The sequence below is a fragment of the Streptococcus sp. HSISS2 genome (assembly GCF_000448665.1).
GTDB lineage: Bacteria > Bacillota > Bacilli > Lactobacillales > Streptococcaceae > Streptococcus > Streptococcus raffinosi.
Map to the genome: position 1 here is coordinate 1,905,064 of NZ_CM002133.1, position 17,427 is coordinate 1,922,490.

Here is a 17,427-nt window from a genome sequence, read left to right on the forward strand (position 1 = left end):
AACAAAAAAGTTAGAGACAACCTCTAACTCACTTTTTACCTATTTTTTGCTTGTAGTCTTATGATTTTTTTCGTAAGCCACTTTTGCTTCAGCATATTCAGCTTCTAAGCCTTTAGCTGTCGCTTTTGAGACCTTCTCATAAGTATCACGGCTAGTCAGTTTACCATCTTCATTATAGGTAGAAACAACCAAGGTATCCTTATTAACAGTATACGACTTGGTTCGTTTTCCTTTGCGATAAAGTCTATAGTTATCTACATTATCCGAAATATAGTAATCCACTAAGTTCTTATCGGCATTTGGATAAAGTTCTGAGACCACCCGAGTCAACTCACGCTTAAATTCTGAGACTTCCTTGGTATAGGTAATAGACTTATTCCACTGATCAACAACTTGATACTCCTTCAGATAATCTGAAGCCGTAAAAGTAGGGTGGTCCTCCTTACCCTTAGTATAGAAGTAAGAATGTGTCTGTAGATTATTGGAATGGTCAACCTTAAGGAAAGAGACATAAATTTCATTATTGTTTTCATGCTCCTTAAGAGCATTGGTTAACTTGCCAGAATTTTCATCCAAGACTTTTGACGTTTTTAATTCCCAAGTCCCCTCAATGTTACCTGAAGCGTTACGCCAAAAGCCATAAACACCACCAATCAACAGCATCAAAACAACGGCAATAAGGCTAGAAATCAAGGCCCCTTTACCCCAACTTTTTGCCTTCTGTGATTTTTTGTCAATGTTCTGAACACTTTCTAGAAGACGAATCTGACTTTCCAATTTCTTTTCTAGTTTGATTACAGTCTGATCTTCTTTGGACTTGACTTTATCAGCAAGCTTTTCGGCCTTTTTCTTATCACGAGCAGCCTGACGAGCAATTTTCTTGGCCTCTTTTTCTTCTTTTCGGTTGGCTTTTTTCAAGTCCTCAGAACTGTCATGATATTGTGATTCATTGCTGAACACTGGAATATCCTGAATAGTTGCACTCGCAGCACTTGCTGAATGGCTTACTGAATCCAGACGTGTTGGCGCATAACTAGCCAACCGTTCTTTAGCTTCAGCGACACGTTGACGCTGTTCTTCTTCCTTTTGAAGAACCTCAGCTTCACGACCTGATTGAAGCGTCTTCACTTGGAGAGCACTTTCTTGGGATAGCGCTTTTCTCTTTTCTTGAGCCGCATTAGCTAGGGCCTCTTGTGCGCCGTTACGCTCTTTTTGAGACTGGGCTAGTGCTTTTGCGGTTGCAGTTTCTCCATCTAATGATTGATCAGGCGATGCTTGTCCTTGATCAGACGGTGCTTGATTAGTTACTTGGCTTGAGTCTGACTCCTCAGAGAGGATAAACTCTCCTCTTTCTAGAGCCTCTTTAAAATCAATAGGCCTCGGCTTTCGCCCATTGACAGCTTCAAAGTATTCTAACCATTCGTCTTTCAACATAATAAATCCCCCTAAATTAAAAAACACATGATTAACGTTACTATTTTAACATATTTCAAAACATAAAAATAGGGACTAACAAGAATTCTAAAAACTCTTATTAAATCCCCAATTAATCTTGTTTTGGTGTAACGGACAATAACTGCACAAAACGGTGCTGTGCTGACTCCGTTTCGAGTGACACATTGTCATATCTGAAGAGAATTTCTTCAATATTTGCTAAGCCTAAACCACGACCTGTTCCCTTGGTCGAAAATCCTCTTTGCTTCAAAGGAGCTATGTCAATAGAAGCTTCCTTAGTGGAATTTTCAACAGCAATTACAGACTGCCCCTCCATCTTAAAGATAGCAATAGACAACTTTGGTGTTTCTGACAGAACAGCTGCCTCAATCGCATTATCGCAGAGGATTGATGTAATAGTAATCAAGTCCAAGACACGCATATCTGTGAAGAAAACACCTTCTTCGACCTCAACATGACAATGAATTCCCTTATCAAACGCCTCAGCCAGTTTAGAAGATAACAGGCTCTTGAGTGGCATATTGGTTACATGTGTTAGTTTCGCCAAATCAAATTTTTGTTGCCTCAAATCTGATGCTGAATCTTTAAGGACAGTGTCATAAATCATCTTGATCTGGTCAATATCTCTCATCTGTATCGCCTCACTAAGCGAAATCAGAACATTGGTATAATCATGACGAAAACCACGTAGTGTTTCATAAAGGCTCTCAACTTGCTCAGAATACTTTTCTAAATCATCCAAGTGACGACGATTTTCTTTCCGACGCTGATTTTCAAAGTACTCATCTGCATACTTATTGACACTATATACAGCAAAAAGGATAGATGCAAAACCAACTAAGGTTACGATAGGACCAGCATAGTAGAGTGAAAAGAATTGCGAAGCTACAACCACAGCATAGTTAAAAATCACATAACTAATCAAGATAAAGTTAGTGAAAAACATAATTCGACTAAACTTACGGTCTCTCTCCAAGACCCTTAAAGATTTAAAGTCAATATTAAGGAGCTTGGAAAGAGCAACAAAGGTTGGAACAATTAGAAGGTCAAAGAAAATAAAATAAAGATAACTCTTGTTGAGAAAATCTGAAGTGATATTAAAGGCTGGCATCAAGAAATAAGAATAACCATTAAATATCAACAGATAAATGACTAAAGGGTAGAAGGCATAGAAGGCCAACATATTGGCCGTTCTTTCCTTGCCAAAGAAATAGGCATAGAAAAGAAGATAGAAAGGCGTCATAAAGGACAAGCCGACCCCGAAAGAGGAACCGAGTAATCCTCCTAGGAATCTACTAAGAAAGCCAAGGGGAGAATCAGTCGGGGAACCCTAACCAAACTGGTCTGTTCGTAAATCCATTGTATGACGATAAAATGCAAAAGATACTCTAATGCAATTTGAAAATCAATCATCATATGATAGTTAGCCACCTCCTTCTAGTCATGATAGGTATATGATAAAAGCCACGCTACTATTTTATCACAATTCCCGTCAATAGATGAGATAAAACTGAATAATCATCTCGGTTTTCAGAAAATTTTTAATAACTATTAGAGAAGAAGGATAGGCTAGATACTTTAACGATTTTTCAATCGTTCCAAAAGTTCTTTTTTACGTGTTCGCGAAAGGAGGCAAGACTCATCGTCATCAAAGAAAACCATATTAGCTGTACGATCCACACTTGTCACATTGCTGACATTAACGACGAAAGAGCGGTGGGTTTGGAAGAATATATCATCCAGTTTTGCCACCTCTGCAATTTTCCCATAAAATTCAACCAGGTTTGTCTTGGTATGGGCAATCAACTTATGTGGAACAGGAGCTGTCTCAATATACAAAATGTCATTATAAGGAATACTGACATCATTTTTATCCGTTTTAACAGTGAGACTCTGTGTCTTCGTTTCTTGCTCAACCTGTGACTGGGCAAAATCCAAAAGCTCTACCAAAGCTCTCTTGAGATCCATATCTTCCATGGATTTATCCACAAAATCAAGGGCCTGAATCTTATAACGAAAAGTTAAGGGCATAAACTCCGAGTAGGCTGTTACAAAAGCAATTTGTGCTTTCAAATCTTCTTTTCGAATCTCCAAACCAATATCTAGTCCCTGCTTGGTCTGATTTTTGAGGTCAATATCCAGAAGGTAAATCATGGATTTACCTGAACCTCTGTCAGCATCTAACAATTCCTGACCATTCTCAAAGAATGTGATGTCATTAACAACAGCCTTAGACTCCTCGACCGCTTCGTCCAATAAGCGACCAACACGGTGACGCTGTAAGGCATCATCTTCCAGGATGATAATAGAAAGCATCTTATTTCCCTCTTTCTTTCTAATGCACTTAGCATACCTACTTGTCATTTTATCATATTTAAGCGGATATTATTCTTTTTTTCTGTATAAAGTCTTTTTTTAACGACCAAGTTTTTATTTATATAACAATTGTTATATTGTTGTCACTTTATATTCATTTTCAGATGGTATCATTAGGACTGTTTTTGTTTTATATTAAAAAGGAGAAAGTTATGTTACGTTTTACTGAAAGGCAAGGATTCCATTCGAAGACCTTGTTAACCCTTGCAACTGTTGGTATCATGAGTGTTTTTCTTTTGGGACATTCTCAGACAGCTTCTGCTGATCAGACTTATGTCTCAGATTCCACTCAGGCACTGACTTTTGCTGAACTTGAGACAAGTACAAATCCTGGTACTGGCACTTAAACACATGCTGCTATTGCTTCTGAAGCACCTGCTACCGTCACCACAATCTCACACACCTCTGTGGATGACCAACATACACATGAAAATGATTTTAATCAATCTACCTCAACTACTCCAACTTTTGACGAATTAGCTCAAAATAGTCAAACAGCAAGTAGCACTGTTAATCGTCAGACCGGAGTCAGAACCTATGAGACTAAGATTCCGACAAGTTCAGAAAGTCATTCTCAATCTCAAGAAAATAAAGCAACATCAAAGACCGAAACTGTCGCACAAGCACAAACTTGGTCAAAAGATGGTGCTACATGGGTTTCAACGACAATTGACAATGGCAATGTTCATAAAATTTTGTCTACCTATTTTCCAAAACCATTAACAGACATAACAAAACCAGCGACTACTGGAACTTCTAAACCTAAAACATCAAGTTCTACGGCTAACCAACCCAAGAAACCAGCTACAGTTGCAAACAAGCCTTCAACAACTGCAACTATTCAGCCTAAGAAGCCTGTGACTACCGAAAATAAGCCCACAGCTTCAGGCCAAGCTACTAAACCAGTTGACCGAGTAGCACAAGTATGGCAAAAGAACAACGTTCTTGTCAAAGAAAATTACAACACACCTCATTGGTCAAGTAATGAAGCAACCATCTTCATCAAAGCTAAAACACCAGAGATTGTGACTGCTTACAAGGAAGCTATTACCTCTTGGAACAATACTGGAGCCTTTAACTTCCTACTTACCGACGATAAACTAAAAGCTAACATTATTGCTGATGAACGTTTCGAAGAAAATGTAGCCTCTCCTCTGGGAGTTACCTACTCTACTTATTATGTCCCAACCAAGCAATATAACAATGCTACCGTTTACCTGAATAGCTTCCATGTTAAAAACAACTACTACCAAAAAATGGTGGTAAACTCCTTAACACTGCCCAACACGAACTGGGACATGCGATTGGACTTGACCATAATAGTGCAGTTGCCTCTGTAATGGAACCTAAGGGTGGAAAAACAAGTATCCAACCTGTTGATATTAACAATGTTAAGAAGCTCTATGGTAAGATTGTTTAAGGTATCAAATCATTACTATCATTTACAAGCAGAACCTGAGGGATCTGCTTTTTTAATAAAGTGAGATGACCATTCAAGACTATTAATTGACTGTTCATGATTTTTTCTTACACTTTTTAAAAATATGTAAAGTTATATTCCATATTTCTGGTAAAATAGAAAATGTAAAGAGAGACCGGATGAGGCAAAAAGTTATTTTTATAAGTTTTTACTCACTATTCTCATAAACAGAATAAAATATAGTCTAGGAACCCTTCTTAACATTTATACCTATCTTCCCCAAACACTTTTCCCCCATTCCTAGATTTCCAGATCTCTCCTATAATTAACGTCTAGCTGCTTTAGTTAGACGTTTTTCTTTTATCTACTTTCTATAAATACATTTCTTAGGATACTGTAATAGTAATCACTCAAAATAGATTGTACAAAGTTACCATTCAAGACCATTAATTGACTGTTCGTGATTTTTTCTTACGCTTTTTAATATTATGTAAGCATTTTGCTGATTTTTTTGGTAGAATAGATAGTGTAAAGAGAGAACGAATGAGTTCAAGATAAATATTTTATCATTTGAAACTTATTGTTCTCATGAACGTTTTTGATAGTCTAGGACCCCTTCTTAACATTTATACCTATCTTCCCCAAACACTTTTCCCCCATTCCTAGATTATCAGTTCTCTCACAATAAAAGCGTCTAGCCCCCCAGCTAGACTTTTTTTCTTTTCCAAACTTTTGCTATAATAGAACCATACCTATTGAAAGGAACTCACAAAATGACTATAGATCAGCAACTTCTTTGCTATAAACGTCTCCCAAACTGGACAGCCACTACTCTTCCAGAAATGGTGACTCAAAAACATAATACAAAGGTAGGAACATGGGCTAAACTGACCATCCTGTCTGGGGCTCTTCATTTTTACGAATTAGATGAAGAAGGGCAGGTTACTGCGGAACATCTCTTCACACCTGAAACAGATATTCCTTTTGTAGAACCTCAGGCTTGGCACCGCATCGCTGCTGCTTCAGAGGATTTAGAATGCTATCTGTCTTTTTATTGCAAACCTGAGGACTACATGGCTAAAAAGTATGATACTAAGGCCCACTCTGAGGTTCTTGAGGCCGTGCAATCTGGCTATATCAAACCTGGTCGCACTCTAGACCTTGGTTGTGGTCATGGTCGTAACGCTCTTTATTTAGCGTCACTTGGACATGATGTCACTGCTGTTGACATTAATAATGAAGCTACCCAACGTATCCAGATGATCGCTGATGAGGAAAATTACAATGTTAGAGCTGGTTACTACGATATCAACCTTGCTGCTCTTCCAGAATCAGAAACCTTTGATTTTATTCTCTCAACAGTGGTCTTCATGTTCCTTGATCCTGACCAAATTCCGGCTATCATCAAGAATATGCAAGAGCGTACTGCCCTTGGTGGTTACAATTTAATTGTCTGTGCCATGAATACTGAGGAGCACCCTTGTACCATGCCTTTCCCATTTACCTTTGAAGAAGGCGAATTGAAAAACTACTATAGCGACTGGGAGCTTGTCAAATACAATGAAAATATTGGTCACCTTCACCGCTTAGATGAATATGGTAATCCAATTGCCCTTCAATTTGCGACTATGTTGGCTAAAAAGGTTAAATAACACACTACTTAGAAAAGTGAATATCAAAGAATGTAACTCTAACTAGGCAGGTGGTACTTAGAGTTTTCTCATCTTGCCTTTCTTCACACTAAAAAACTAGGTTTCCAATTGGAAATCTAGTTTTTAGTTGCTGACAATATCGGCGTATGCTGATTTGAGATTTTCATTTCCTGTTTCTTTGACGTAGTAAATGCTACCATTAGTAGTTGATGAATAAAGAACAACTGGTGTTCCATCTCTTTTTATGGAGAAGAAATAACGGTGAACGGTCGTACCCTGCCAACGCTCATATACTGAAACAATAGTGTACTCAGAACTGCTATTCCCATTTGCAGCATAGGTTGCGTCCACAACCTGATCACGGTCTGACCCCCAATGGATAGGAATAGTGGAGGCTTCTTTGGTAATTTCCTGATAACCAGGTTGATTCATCTGGTTACCCCAAGAAACCATTAAATTAGCAAGACGACTTCCTTTATCATTGGTCCAACGTGGATTTTCACTCGCCGAAACACTAGAATTGTCACTTGATATTCCCGTTGATGCGAAAAGCGTGCTAGCCATTGTAGAAGGTCCCTCAGACTGTTGATGTGTTGTCCCTGAAATCAGACTAATTCCTATGGCAACGACAATTGCTAATAGAGAGCCCAGAAGAATATAGATATAATTGTAATTTTTCGAGACTTCAATAAGTCCAGACTGATAAGCCAGTTGTAGTTCATCAGGTTTTGGATTACGTCCCTGAACTTGCTCAAAACGGCTTATCCATTCTGCTTCTGACAGCTTTCGCATGATTTTCCTCTTCTCTTTATCATTTCACCTTTCATCCTATCATAGAATGCCTTTGATGACAATAGTGTTAAGGATATGAAACTTGCTGTTAACAAGACGATTAAGGATTTAGAAGAGCGAACAGATTCAGACAAAAGAGGAAAATCAAAACACCCATGACTAGTAGGATACTAATCTTATAGCCTAGTGGATTCCTAGGATTTAAACTGGTCCCAAGGCCAATCCTACGGAGGACAAATAAGGGTTCTGAAGGAGACTGATTAAGGCTGTAGCCTAAGAGGTACCTTAAATAAAGCAGGAAGCAGAAACTCACCCCCGGAAAAACGACCAGAGGAAGCACTAGCCCCTGTGACCACCAAATCATGATTGTAAGGATGATTTGCAGCAAAAAGAGAACCCAAAATAAATAATAAATGCGTGTTTGTTTTTCATTGATTATCACCTCTCAATATAAGATAAATTATACTCCTCCAAGTTGTTCTTAACAATCCCATAACTCGCCTGACATCTTATTTTCTGCTACAATAGATAAGAAAAATCCAAAGAAGGAAACTGTACACATGAAATTAATTTCTTGGAATATTGATTCCCTAAATGCCGCTCTTACTAGTGATTCTGCACGCGCTCAATTATCACGCACAGTCATCGATACCTTGGTCACTGAAAATGCAGACGTCATTGCTATTCAAGAGACAAAATTATCTGCTAAAGGTCCTACCAAAAAGCATCTGCAAATCTTGGAAGACTACTTCCCTGACTATGTCAATACTTGGCGTTCATCTGTTGAACCCGCCCGTAAAGGTTATGCTGGAACCATGTTCTTGTATAAAAAGAATTGACACCAGTCATTACTTATCCTGAAATTGGGGCGCCTTCAACTATGGACTGTGAAGGGCGCATCATCACTCTCGAATTTGACAATTTCTTTGTGACACAGGTCTACACACCAAATGCTGGTGATGGTCTCAAACGTCTGCTTGAACGTCAAATCTGGGATGAAAAATATGCGGATTACCTAGCCGAATTGGACGCCCAGAAACCAGTCCTTGCGACTGGCGACTATAATGTTGCCCACAAGGAAATCGACTTGGCCAATCCTTCAAGTAATCGTCGTTCACCAGGCTTTACAGATGAAGAACGTGAAGGCTTTACTAATCTCCTCGCTAAAGGTTTCACAGATACCTACCGTCATCTCAATGGCGATGTTACAGGTGCCTACACATGGTGGGCCCAACGTAGCAAAACATCTAAAATCAATAATACAGGCTGGAGAATTGACTACTGGTTAACTTCAAACCGTATTGCCGATAAGGTCACAAAATCAGACATGATTGACTCTGGTGATCGCCAAGACCACACACCTATTGTCTTGGAGATTGACTTATAAAACAACTCTAGACCTAAATCCCTAAAAAGAGTAGAACTACTACTCTTTTACTATGCCCAATTAAGGAGAACTAATGAAAACTAAACTGAATACCACTCAAAAACTCGTTCTGTCAGCTATTATCATGGCTCTTTACATCGCTATTCTCTTTGTGTCACAAGCCATTTCCTTTGGTGCTGTCCAAATGCGTCTGGCCACTGCTCTATATGGATTAACCTATATTTTCCCATTTTTGGTTGTTCCCCTCAGTCTCGCAAATGCTATTGCTAACTCTTTTGGTGGTCTAGGATTGATTGATGTTGTCGGTGGATTCTGTGCCAGCTTTCTGGCAACTGGTAGCATCTATCTCATCCGTAAAGCTAAGCTGTCTAGCTGGTTTATCATTCTCCCAATCCTACTCGTTCCATCCTTAGTAGTACCTATCTGGCTTAGTGCCTTACTTAAACTTCCTTATCTTGCTCTCGTTTTCAATCTCCTCCTAGGACAATTAGTACCGTCAATCTTGGGAGCTGTCCTTGTAAGAGAGTTATCCAAACGTGGATACAAAGACTAACAAAAATATCTCTGCACATTGCAGAGATATTTTTGTTTAGTAATGATATGCTCTTTCGTAAGCTTCTTTTGGTGTGAGTTTGTCGCCAAAGATAAGTAAACGGTAGTCAACATTAGTCGGGTCTTTTTGATAGTCATCAACCCAATCTTGGTCCATTTCGAGATAAAGATTATAGGTTCCCAACTTAGTTGTAACAGTCCCTACCTCATAAAAATTTTTGTAACGCTTTTGGTTATCCGATTTTTTCAATTTTTCATACTTATAATAGGTTCTGCCAAAGTCCATGAATTGGAATTCTTTTTTAGCCTTTCCAGAACCCGTTGTTACCTTAATTGTCCCCTGGTTATTGGCTAGGTGTAAATCATAGATATAGTCGCCATGATTATTTTCATAGAAAAAACCTGAGGTTTTACTCTCATTACCAGATAAAATCTCAGTATTTACAAACTTAGCAGCCTGCCAAGACAGAGGCACACCTTCATACTCACCATCATCCTGCAATCCTAGAAGTGACCAATAATAGCCAACATAAAAGGTATTGGACTTATTACGATCTGTCACCAATTCACCCACCATCTTAAGGTTTTCAGCACCGAGTCGGTAAGGGTTAGAAAGGTAACCAAAGACTGGGAAGAAATAAATGACAACCGTAAAGGTCAAGAGGGTCTTCATATTAATCTTATTGATTGCCCAGAAGAAATAAGCAGCTGAGAACAAGAGAGCGTAAGCAGCACCGTAGCTAAACTTATGAGCGTGAGCAATCAAGAGCAGAATAAAGAAAATAGGTTGAATAGGACGAATCTTGTGGTAGATGATAGAGAAAACATCCTCCTTGTCTTCCTCTGATTTGAAAATCAAAGACAAGACAATAGTCAAGAGAACAAAGAAAGCACCAAAACTGAAACCAACATCATTGGGACGGAAGAAATAAGCCAAAATGGACATGTCCATTACCAATAGCCAAACAGAAGCGAATTTGATCATGTTACTACCAAATTTTTCAGCTGTTTGACTAGGAGCCTTCAGAGGTACCTCAAAAGCCCTTGCAAGAGCTCTCTCTTTGGCCAAACGTTCAGCTTCTATTGCTGCCTTCATTTCCCTCGTACGGCGCTCCTTCTGAAAATAATGAGCAATCTTAGTCGGTTCGTCCTGCCGTGACTTAGTAATACTTATCAAAAGCAAATATTGCATGGCAAAGATAAGGGCTGTATTCCCACCATATTCCAAGAAAGAACCGTCCCACATACTAGAGACAATCGCAAAAACAATATAGCCTCCAATCGACACTAAAACAGTTAGAAGCAGATGAATCCAACGAAAACGGTAGGTGTACTTATCCGTTATATCCCGTCCCAAAAAACTGTCACGTGGGTAAAGATACCAAATAATGAAAATAAGTTCGATAGCCTGAACGGCTGTTAGAAAACCAACATAATTGAAACCCAAAATAGCCGCAACAACATTGATGAGATAGGAAATAATGGCCAAAACTCGCAGGCTGGTGCGCTTAGACAATAGTCCGATACTCATCAGGGTAATGGTTGAAAAGGCAGAAAATCCAGCGCCCATCTTATCATCAAAGATAAACACATTGACAAAGGCAAAAATCAAAATCCCCAAGAGAGTCATAACCTGTTTTTGCATTTCTTTTTTCTTTTCTTTCATACTTTCCCTCCGTATGAAAATGATAGCGTTTCCACAAATCTATTTTAACACAAATAGAATCTCCTTGTCCTAAACAAAAAGGCATTCAGTCGCCTGAAAACCCTTTTCACTTGTTATCTATTGTTTCAATCTTTAGAAAAACGAAATCTCCATCAAAACGTTGGATATACTTTTGGAAACCCAATAAACTAAAGGTTTCAATCTCATAGCGAGCCTTGTCAATACCGTCATTAATCGTCTCTTCAAGAAGATTTAGTTTGGGAATATCAGACTCCAAGACATCACGGTAGAGACCCGTATATTCAAAAGTAATGCGAACCCATTCATTTCCCGAAAGCATTGAGAAAGCCTGATAGCGCACTTGCTCGTCTGTAATCAAACGATCCTCTTGTTCTGAACTGAGCGTGAATGCGACCTTATTTTCAGATTTATCAATGGTCTGGAAACGATCCACACGGAAATAACGGATTTCAGAGAACTGATAATCACAGGTAAAGTTATCATCCAATTTATAGGAAATACAGTAAAAATAGTGGTTGTCGAAGATAACAGAAATCGGAAAGACCTTATATTCCTCCACTTTTTCTCCAGGTTTACGATAACTGAAAGCCAAGGGCCGTTGGTCCACAATGGCATCAAAAATCGCTGAAATAGCTGGTAAGAGTGACTTATCTTGATTTTGATAAATCTTCAATTCTTGATAACTATCTAGCTCTAACTCAGTCAATTGCTTGATACGTCTGCGTTCCTTGTCATCTACAGCCCTCTCAACAAAGATGTTAATAATTTCTGATACCTCATCTTTTCGAAGGGCACGACTCTCCAAAAGAATTTTAGACAAGATAACCGCTTGATTATATTTCAGATTACCATATCCTTGCTCATATTGGGCATGGTAGGAACCATATTTTCTGGAATATTTTACTTTCATATTAGGACGTAGCTCTGTCAAATTGTCCTTAAGTTCGCTAACATCCTCTTTAAGTGTACGCTCGCTAATGCCAAAGCGAGCCAGATAGTCCGTTTTTGAAATGTCATTTCCCTTTTCCAATTCGGACATAAAATACAAGAGACGTTTGGTTTTTGATGCTGTCATTATAAAATCCCCCTTTATAATTGAATCTCTTATTACTAAAAAAATTGCTGTCTAATGAATAATTATTTCATTATCATAAGTCCTTCACCAAGAGTAACGAGAAGCAGAATTATAACTCAGATAATAATCCTTCTTCTCCTCATTGTACTCAAAAGATAGTCTTAAAAATTTTGCTTTCTTAATAGAGCTATTCTGAACAGTATAATCAAGATCAACTGTCTTATGCATAGCTCCTGAAGAATGCACGCTTATGCGCCTCTGTGCACTGTCTGCCTGAGGGTGTTCCCTCACTACCTCAGACAAGGGTGTTGCTGGCCCAAAAATTTCTTGGTCTTTAGTTCGTAACCGGTTAAGCTGTTCTTTTGTCCAGTCACTACTATAATTATCAACTACCGTGACGCCATCAGGTGGATAAGTCGCTGTCCCACCATCATAAACATATTGACCTTCTTTATTTTTGACAAAAGTGAGATCAATATACTCTTTTTCATCTCCCTGGCTATATTCTCCCTTTAAACCACTGGACTCCAGCACGACATATTTTGGCTTTCCGTGGCGTTTAATAATTGAGCACAGTGTATCTTTCTTAGGCTTCAAATTCTCAAAGTCTTCTTCAGTCCAGTTATAAGCCGCAGACACATCTTCGTAATCCTGAGGATTATCACTATCAGCTTTATTCTCCGACTGAGATGCCTGCTGAATCACCCTGTATTTTTTATGGTTTCTCAATAAATAGAACAGCCCAAAGTGGCAATGAATATTAGCCCAATCAATGCAAGAACAATGGACGCCCAGAGAAACCTTCTCAGTTTTAGCCCTAGCCTGAGGATAATGATAGAAAGCACGAAGCAGGCAATAATCACAGCTAAATACAAGATTACTGGCTGATGCTTTCAAGATAAAATAGCTGATACCAAGCTTACGAGTAAAAGTATCATTGGAGAAACAAAAGTGAGAAAGACATACCGCTTTTCAGCTTTTTCCTCCTGAAAAGCAGACTCGAACTCAGGTCCTTTGTCATAAAAGCCGACTCAAAAGAATTCTCACTCTTTATTATGTCATTATCATTGAAATGACTGTCCTTTTCCTTATTAAGCTTCTCACCCTCCCCAAGATACACTCCAGAAAAATTTACTGGTTTTTACTATTGTAACAAATGAAAACGTTATTTTCTATAGAAATACTAAAAAAGCAACCTGAAGCAGGTTGCTTTAGAAGGTAGACAGACGATTTAAATGTGTCAAAAACTAAGAAGGCGACACATGATTTGCAATAAATCCTTGATTTACAATCGAAGTTAGCATAAACCGAAATTCTGTCTGTCATTTAATCATTTTCAATTTTTTCAGCTTCGCTACTGAATTTTTGTGCGATGGCTTCGAGAGCCAATTCATCGGTGTCAGGAAGCGTGATGGCATCGTCAGAGATTTCATCAATATTTGCATAGAATTCAATGTGATTCTTAAGATTTTGCAGATGAATAGGGGCGTCTCCACCATATTCTCCATCGAGATTAATCATCATCCGATCTTCACCTAAGGGCTCGATATCTAGCGAACTGGTTTTGATATAAGCAACTCTCTTATCATAGATGTGTTTTCCACCTTGAAGAACCTGTCGAATAAGGTCAACCAGCTCAAAAAGGTTGGCTGTTTTAACCATGATTAGGGTAAATTTACCATCGTCCAGTTTAGCATCCGGAGCAATCGTTTCAAAACCACCGACCGAATTGGTCAGGGCAACGAAAATCATAGAAATGCCACCTTCAAAGACGCCCTCATCATGTGTAATGCGAACTGGAACCTTCTTAACTTGAGGCAACAGCTCAGCTCCTTTAACCAGATAAGCCAAGTAACCAAGGACCGTCTTCAATCGACTAGGAACACTATAGGTTAATTCGGTAAAGGAACCTGCAGCCGCAATGTTGATGAAGTATTTATCATCATAGGCACGACCAATGTCCATCTGCAGGGTTTGTTTTTTGGCAATGACTTTGGCTGCTTCAACAGGATTCCCTCTTGGAATCTTCAAAGCACGCGCAAAGTCATTCGTTGTTCCTGTTGGAATCACTGCCATTTGTGGGCGCATTTTGAGCGGAGCAATCCCAGAAACCACTTCGTTAATCGTTCCATCACCACCGGCAGCAATGACCAAGTCAAAACCTGCTTTAGCGGCACGAGTGGCCTCATTTTTGGCTGAGTTTTCATCTGGTGTTGTTTGAAAAGCTGACGTTTCAAAACCAGCACCTTCCAAAATATCCAATACCTCAGCAACATTTTTCTTCATAATTTCTTGCCCAGATGTTGGATTATAAATTAAGCGGGCACGTTTTTGTTTCATATTGAACTCCTATAAATTCAGCAACCAAGCCTCATCCACTACATCAATGCCTAGGCTTTGTGCTTTTTCCAACTTACTTCCAGCATCACTACCGGCAACCACTAAATCTGTTTCTTAGAGACAGATCCTGTCACCTTGGCACCTAAGGCCTCTAGTTTTGCTTTTGCTTCGCTACGTTTAAGATGTTCCAATTTACCTGTCAAAACGACCGTCTTTCCAGACAAAATGGCATTGTCTGCAACTTTTTGCCCAAGATAGGCCATATTAATGCCATAGGATTCTAGTTCTTTCAAAAGAACTTTAACCTCCTCCTTGACGAAATAACGTTGAATAGACCTGGCGATAACCTCCCCTAATCCATCGACAGCTGCAATGGCCTCAACATCAGCGCTTGCCAAATCCTTGATCGTTTCAAAAGCTTCCAGCAACTGCTTGCTTACTTTAGCACCGACATGACGAATGCCCAAGCCATAGAGTAATTTCTCAGCAGAGTTTTCTTTTGACGTTTGAATGGCAGCATAAAGTTTCTCGGCAGATTTTTCCTTGAAGCCTTCTAGCTGGAGGAAATCCTGGCTGTTCAATCCATAGATATCAGCCACATCCTTTACCAATTCAGCTTGAAAGAGCTTTTCAACCACTGAAGGTCCCATACCTGCGATGTTCATGGCATCACGGGAGGCGAAATGAATCAGGCCTTCTTTGATCTGAGCAGGACAAGAAGGATTGATACAACGTAGGGCAACTTCATCTTCAAAATGCAAGAGATCACTGCCACACGATGGACATTGCGTCGGCACTTGCATTGGTTCTTGTGTTGTACGCTTACTTTCTACTACACGGAGTACAGCAGGGATAATATCACCTGCCTTGTAGACAATAACAGTATCACCAATGCGAATATCTTTTTCAGCAATATAATCCACATTGTGAAGGGTGGCTCGGCTAACTGTGGTCCCTGCCAATTGTACCGGCGTCAAATTAGCCGTCGGCGTTACCACACCCGTTCGACCCACTTGCCAGTCCACAGAAAGAAGCTCGGCTTCCTTTTCCTCAGCCGGGAATTTATAAGCAATAGCCCAACGTGGTGCCTTAACTGTAAAGCCTAGTTCTTCTTGCATGGCCAAACTATTGACCTTAATGACAACACCATCAATGTCGTAGGCCAAGTGATCACGATCCTGACCGACAGCTTGAATAAAGTCCCAAATCTCATCCATCGATGAAGTGACAATACGACGTGGATTAACTGAAAATCCAAGTTCTGTCACCTCATTCAAGACATCATTTTGCGTCAAGCGTTCCGTCGGACTGGCTTCCTGATAAAGGAAAGTCGCCAAACGACGCTCAGCCACCACTTTAGTATCCAATTGACGAAGGGTCCCTGCAGCAGCGTTACGAGGATTGGCAAATTCTGCCTCACCATTTTCTTGGCGTTGGGTATTGATGCGTTCGAATTCAGCACGTGGCAAATAACATTCCCCACGCACAGTAATGTTAAGCGGTTGATCCAACTTCAGTGGAATATCTGAGATACGCTTGACATTTTCAGTGATATTTTCACCAACTGAACCATCACCACGTGTCGCACCGACTTGTAGAATACCATTCACATAGGTCAACGAGATAGAAAGACCATCGATTTTGAGTTCAGCCATATAATCAGCATTAGGAAATTCGTCCTTAACTCTCTTATCAAAGGTATCAAGTTCTTCTCGAGAAAAAGCATCCTGCAAACTATAAAGGGGATACTCATGTTGGTATTTCTCAAAACCATCAAGGACCAAACCTCCCACACGATGAGTCGGACTATCTGCTTGAACAAGCTCGGGGTGCTCAGCCTCTAAAGCTACAAGTTCACGATAGAGCTTATCATACTCGGCATCTGATACCGAGGGATCATCTTCAGTATAATACTCTTTTGCATACTGGTTAAGTTTGGCAACCAGCTCTTTCATTCGTTTTTCCATAGGAACATTTTATCATAAAAGCAACAAAAAACGCCTTTACAGACGTTAATTTAGGAAACAAAATCAATCACTTTGGCTAATTTTTTGATAAGAATGGCACCGACCAAGAGTGAAGCCAATTCTCCCATAGCTACAGAGAACCAAGTTGCCCAAAACGGAGCATGAGCCACCAAGGTCAACTCAGCAGCAATAGTCACCATGAAAAATGAAAAATAAAGGGCAAAATAGACCTGGGCCTTGTCAAAAAGGCCTCCAAAAATATCTTGATTCTTAAAGCTGTCAAAGAAATGGACACCTGAGCTGACAAAAACCAAGGTTGAGAGACTACCAATGACCACATCAATCATGTTAAAACTAAAGAAGTTGGCAATCAAACATCCCAAGGTCACAGCAATGATATACTTGCGATTATAAAATCCCAAAAGATTAAACATTTCTGCAATTCGAAACTGGTATGGACCATACGAAATCAGATTAAAAGGTGGCACAATGGTCAAGACCACATAAAGTGCTGCCACAATAGCAATATGAGTTAAATCACGAATAGTTTGATTTTTCATTTTTTCCTCTACAATCTCTCTATTTTTTCTTTGACAAGAACTCATTCCCGCCAAAAGAGCCTGGACCTCGCCAAGCTCTCTTTAGCATCTAAGAATTGTCCTCGTCTTTTTTGTGTTTTGTGCTATCATTACCATCTCCTGAAAAACTATGAATAATGGTAAGC

Annotated in this window: 14 protein-coding genes and 2 pseudogenes; 6 read left to right on the plus strand and 10 right to left on the minus strand. The window is 39.4% G+C overall.

What is annotated here, in order from left to right; translation table 11 throughout:
* Positions 1 to 39: 39 nt before the first annotated feature.
* From HSISS2_RS08210 to HSISS2_RS08220, 3 genes are all read right to left on the minus strand, one after another.
* The gene (locus HSISS2_RS08210) at positions 40 to 1,434 is read right to left on the minus strand and encodes a hypothetical protein (protein WP_021146293.1); all 1,395 of its coding nucleotides are present in this window, start codon (positions 1,432 to 1,434) and stop codon (positions 40 to 42) included.
* A gap of 112 nt (positions 1,435 to 1,546) precedes the next feature.
* A complete protein-coding gene (locus tag HSISS2_RS08215; RefSeq protein WP_021146294.1) occupies positions 1,547 to 2,698 on the minus strand; it encodes a sensor histidine kinase in 1,152 nt (383 codons plus the stop codon).
* A 335-nt stretch (positions 2,699 to 3,033) separates the two neighbouring features.
* Positions 3,034 to 3,771 (minus strand): LytTR family DNA-binding domain-containing protein, encoded by a 738-nt coding sequence (locus HSISS2_RS08220; RefSeq protein ID WP_008535280.1) that lies wholly within the window; start codon positions 3,769 to 3,771, stop codon positions 3,034 to 3,036.
* A 212-nt stretch (positions 3,772 to 3,983) separates the two neighbouring features.
* Here HSISS2_RS08220 and HSISS2_RS11995 point away from each other — a divergent pair, with 212 nt between their 5' ends.
* From HSISS2_RS11995 to tehB, 4 genes are all read left to right on the plus strand, one after another.
* Positions 3,984 to 4,178 carry a hypothetical protein gene (locus tag HSISS2_RS11995; RefSeq protein WP_021146295.1) on the plus strand — a complete coding sequence of 65 codons (195 nt, stop codon included), beginning with the start codon at positions 3,984 to 3,986 and terminating at the stop codon, positions 4,176 to 4,178.
* 60 nt (positions 4,179 to 4,238) lie between these two features.
* A complete protein-coding gene (locus HSISS2_RS11070) occupies positions 4,239 to 5,171 on the plus strand; it encodes a putative Zn-dependent protease (RefSeq protein WP_021146296.1) in 933 nt (310 codons plus the stop codon).
* Positions 5,135 to 5,251, plus strand: coding sequence for a M10 family metallopeptidase domain-containing protein (locus HSISS2_RS12000; RefSeq protein WP_240472074.1), 117 nt, complete (start codon positions 5,135 to 5,137; stop codon positions 5,249 to 5,251). The genes HSISS2_RS11070 and HSISS2_RS12000 overlap by 37 nt, the downstream gene beginning before the upstream one ends.
* A gap of 773 nt (positions 5,252 to 6,024) precedes the next feature.
* A complete protein-coding gene (gene tehB / locus HSISS2_RS08235; RefSeq protein WP_002887717.1) occupies positions 6,025 to 6,903 on the plus strand; it encodes an SAM-dependent methyltransferase TehB in 879 nt (292 codons plus the stop codon).
* 123 nt (positions 6,904 to 7,026) lie between these two features.
* Here the strand turns inward: tehB and HSISS2_RS08240 are convergent, their stop codons facing one another.
* Positions 7,027 to 7,695, minus strand: a complete 669-nt coding sequence (locus tag HSISS2_RS08240; protein ID WP_021146297.1) for a DUF4767 domain-containing protein — start codon at positions 7,693 to 7,695, stop codon at positions 7,027 to 7,029.
* Between the two features lie 560 nt (positions 7,696 to 8,255).
* On the opposite strand from HSISS2_RS08240, the pseudogene HSISS2_RS08245 reads away from it, so the two are divergent.
* Positions 8,256 to 9,082 (plus strand): annotated as a pseudogene (locus tag HSISS2_RS08245) (exodeoxyribonuclease III).
* A 73-nt stretch (positions 9,083 to 9,155) separates the two neighbouring features.
* The gene (locus tag HSISS2_RS08250; protein WP_021146300.1) at positions 9,156 to 9,635 is read left to right on the plus strand and encodes a QueT transporter family protein; all 480 of its coding nucleotides are present in this window, start codon (positions 9,156 to 9,158) and stop codon (positions 9,633 to 9,635) included.
* 36 nt (positions 9,636 to 9,671) lie between these two features.
* On the opposite strand, the gene HSISS2_RS08255 is transcribed toward HSISS2_RS08250, so the two are convergent.
* The 6 genes and pseudogenes from HSISS2_RS08255 to HSISS2_RS08280 all read right to left on the minus strand — a co-directional run bounded on the left by HSISS2_RS08255 (position 9,672) and on the right by HSISS2_RS08280 (position 17,263).
* Positions 9,672 to 11,300: a hypothetical protein gene (locus tag HSISS2_RS08255; protein WP_021146301.1), complete on the minus strand. Its 1,629-nt coding sequence runs from the start codon at positions 11,298 to 11,300 to the stop codon at positions 9,672 to 9,674.
* Between the two features lie 106 nt (positions 11,301 to 11,406).
* Entirely contained in the window at positions 11,407 to 12,396 is a 990-nt protein-coding gene (locus HSISS2_RS08260) for a YafY family protein (protein WP_021146302.1), read from the minus strand.
* Positions 12,397 to 12,480: 84 nt separating this feature from the next.
* Positions 12,481 to 13,293, minus strand: a complete 813-nt coding sequence (locus tag HSISS2_RS08265) for a hypothetical protein (RefSeq protein WP_021146303.1) — start codon at positions 13,291 to 13,293, stop codon at positions 12,481 to 12,483.
* 429 nt (positions 13,294 to 13,722) lie between these two features.
* Positions 13,723 to 14,736, minus strand: coding sequence for a diacylglycerol kinase (locus tag HSISS2_RS08270; RefSeq protein WP_008535295.1), 1,014 nt, complete (start codon positions 14,734 to 14,736; stop codon positions 13,723 to 13,725).
* A 9-nt stretch (positions 14,737 to 14,745) separates the two neighbouring features.
* A pseudogene (gene ligA, locus HSISS2_RS08275) lies at positions 14,746 to 16,703 on the minus strand (NAD-dependent DNA ligase LigA).
* A 50-nt stretch (positions 16,704 to 16,753) separates the two neighbouring features.
* A complete protein-coding gene (locus tag HSISS2_RS08280) occupies positions 16,754 to 17,263 on the minus strand; it encodes a QueT transporter family protein (RefSeq protein WP_042767106.1) in 510 nt (169 codons plus the stop codon).
* Positions 17,264 to 17,427: the final 164 nt, after the last annotated feature.

Bases quoted from the DNA above. Each gene is read 5' to 3' on its own strand.
- HSISS2_RS08250 (WP_021146300.1), top strand. From the start codon at position 9,156: ATGAAAACTAAACTGAATACCACTCAAAAACTCGTTCTGTCAGCTATT.
- HSISS2_RS08260 (WP_021146302.1), bottom strand. From the start codon at position 12,396: ATGACAGCATCAAAAACCAAACGTCTCTTGTATTTTATGTCCGAATTG.
- HSISS2_RS08280 (WP_042767106.1), bottom strand. From the start codon at position 17,263: ATGAAAAATCAAACTATTCGTGATTTAACTCATATTGCTATTGTGGCA.
- tehB (WP_002887717.1), top strand. From the start codon at position 6,025: ATGACTATAGATCAGCAACTTCTTTGCTATAAACGTCTCCCAAACTGG.
- HSISS2_RS08215 (WP_021146294.1), bottom strand. From the start codon at position 2,698: ATGACGCCTTTCTATCTTCTTTTCTATGCCTATTTCTTTGGCAAGGAA.
- HSISS2_RS11995 (WP_021146295.1), top strand. From the start codon at position 3,984: ATGTTACGTTTTACTGAAAGGCAAGGATTCCATTCGAAGACCTTGTTA.
- HSISS2_RS08220 (WP_008535280.1), bottom strand. From the start codon at position 3,771: ATGCTTTCTATTATCATCCTGGAAGATGATGCCTTACAGCGTCACCGT.
- HSISS2_RS08240 (WP_021146297.1), bottom strand. From the start codon at position 7,695: ATGCGAAAGCTGTCAGAAGCAGAATGGATAAGCCGTTTTGAGCAAGTT.
- HSISS2_RS08255 (WP_021146301.1), bottom strand. From the start codon at position 11,300: ATGAAAGAAAAGAAAAAAGAAATGCAAAAACAGGTTATGACTCTCTTG.
- HSISS2_RS08270 (WP_008535295.1), bottom strand. From the start codon at position 14,736: ATGAAACAAAAACGTGCCCGCTTAATTTATAATCCAACATCTGGGCAA.
- HSISS2_RS08210 (WP_021146293.1), bottom strand. From the start codon at position 1,434: ATGTTGAAAGACGAATGGTTAGAATACTTTGAAGCTGTCAATGGGCGA.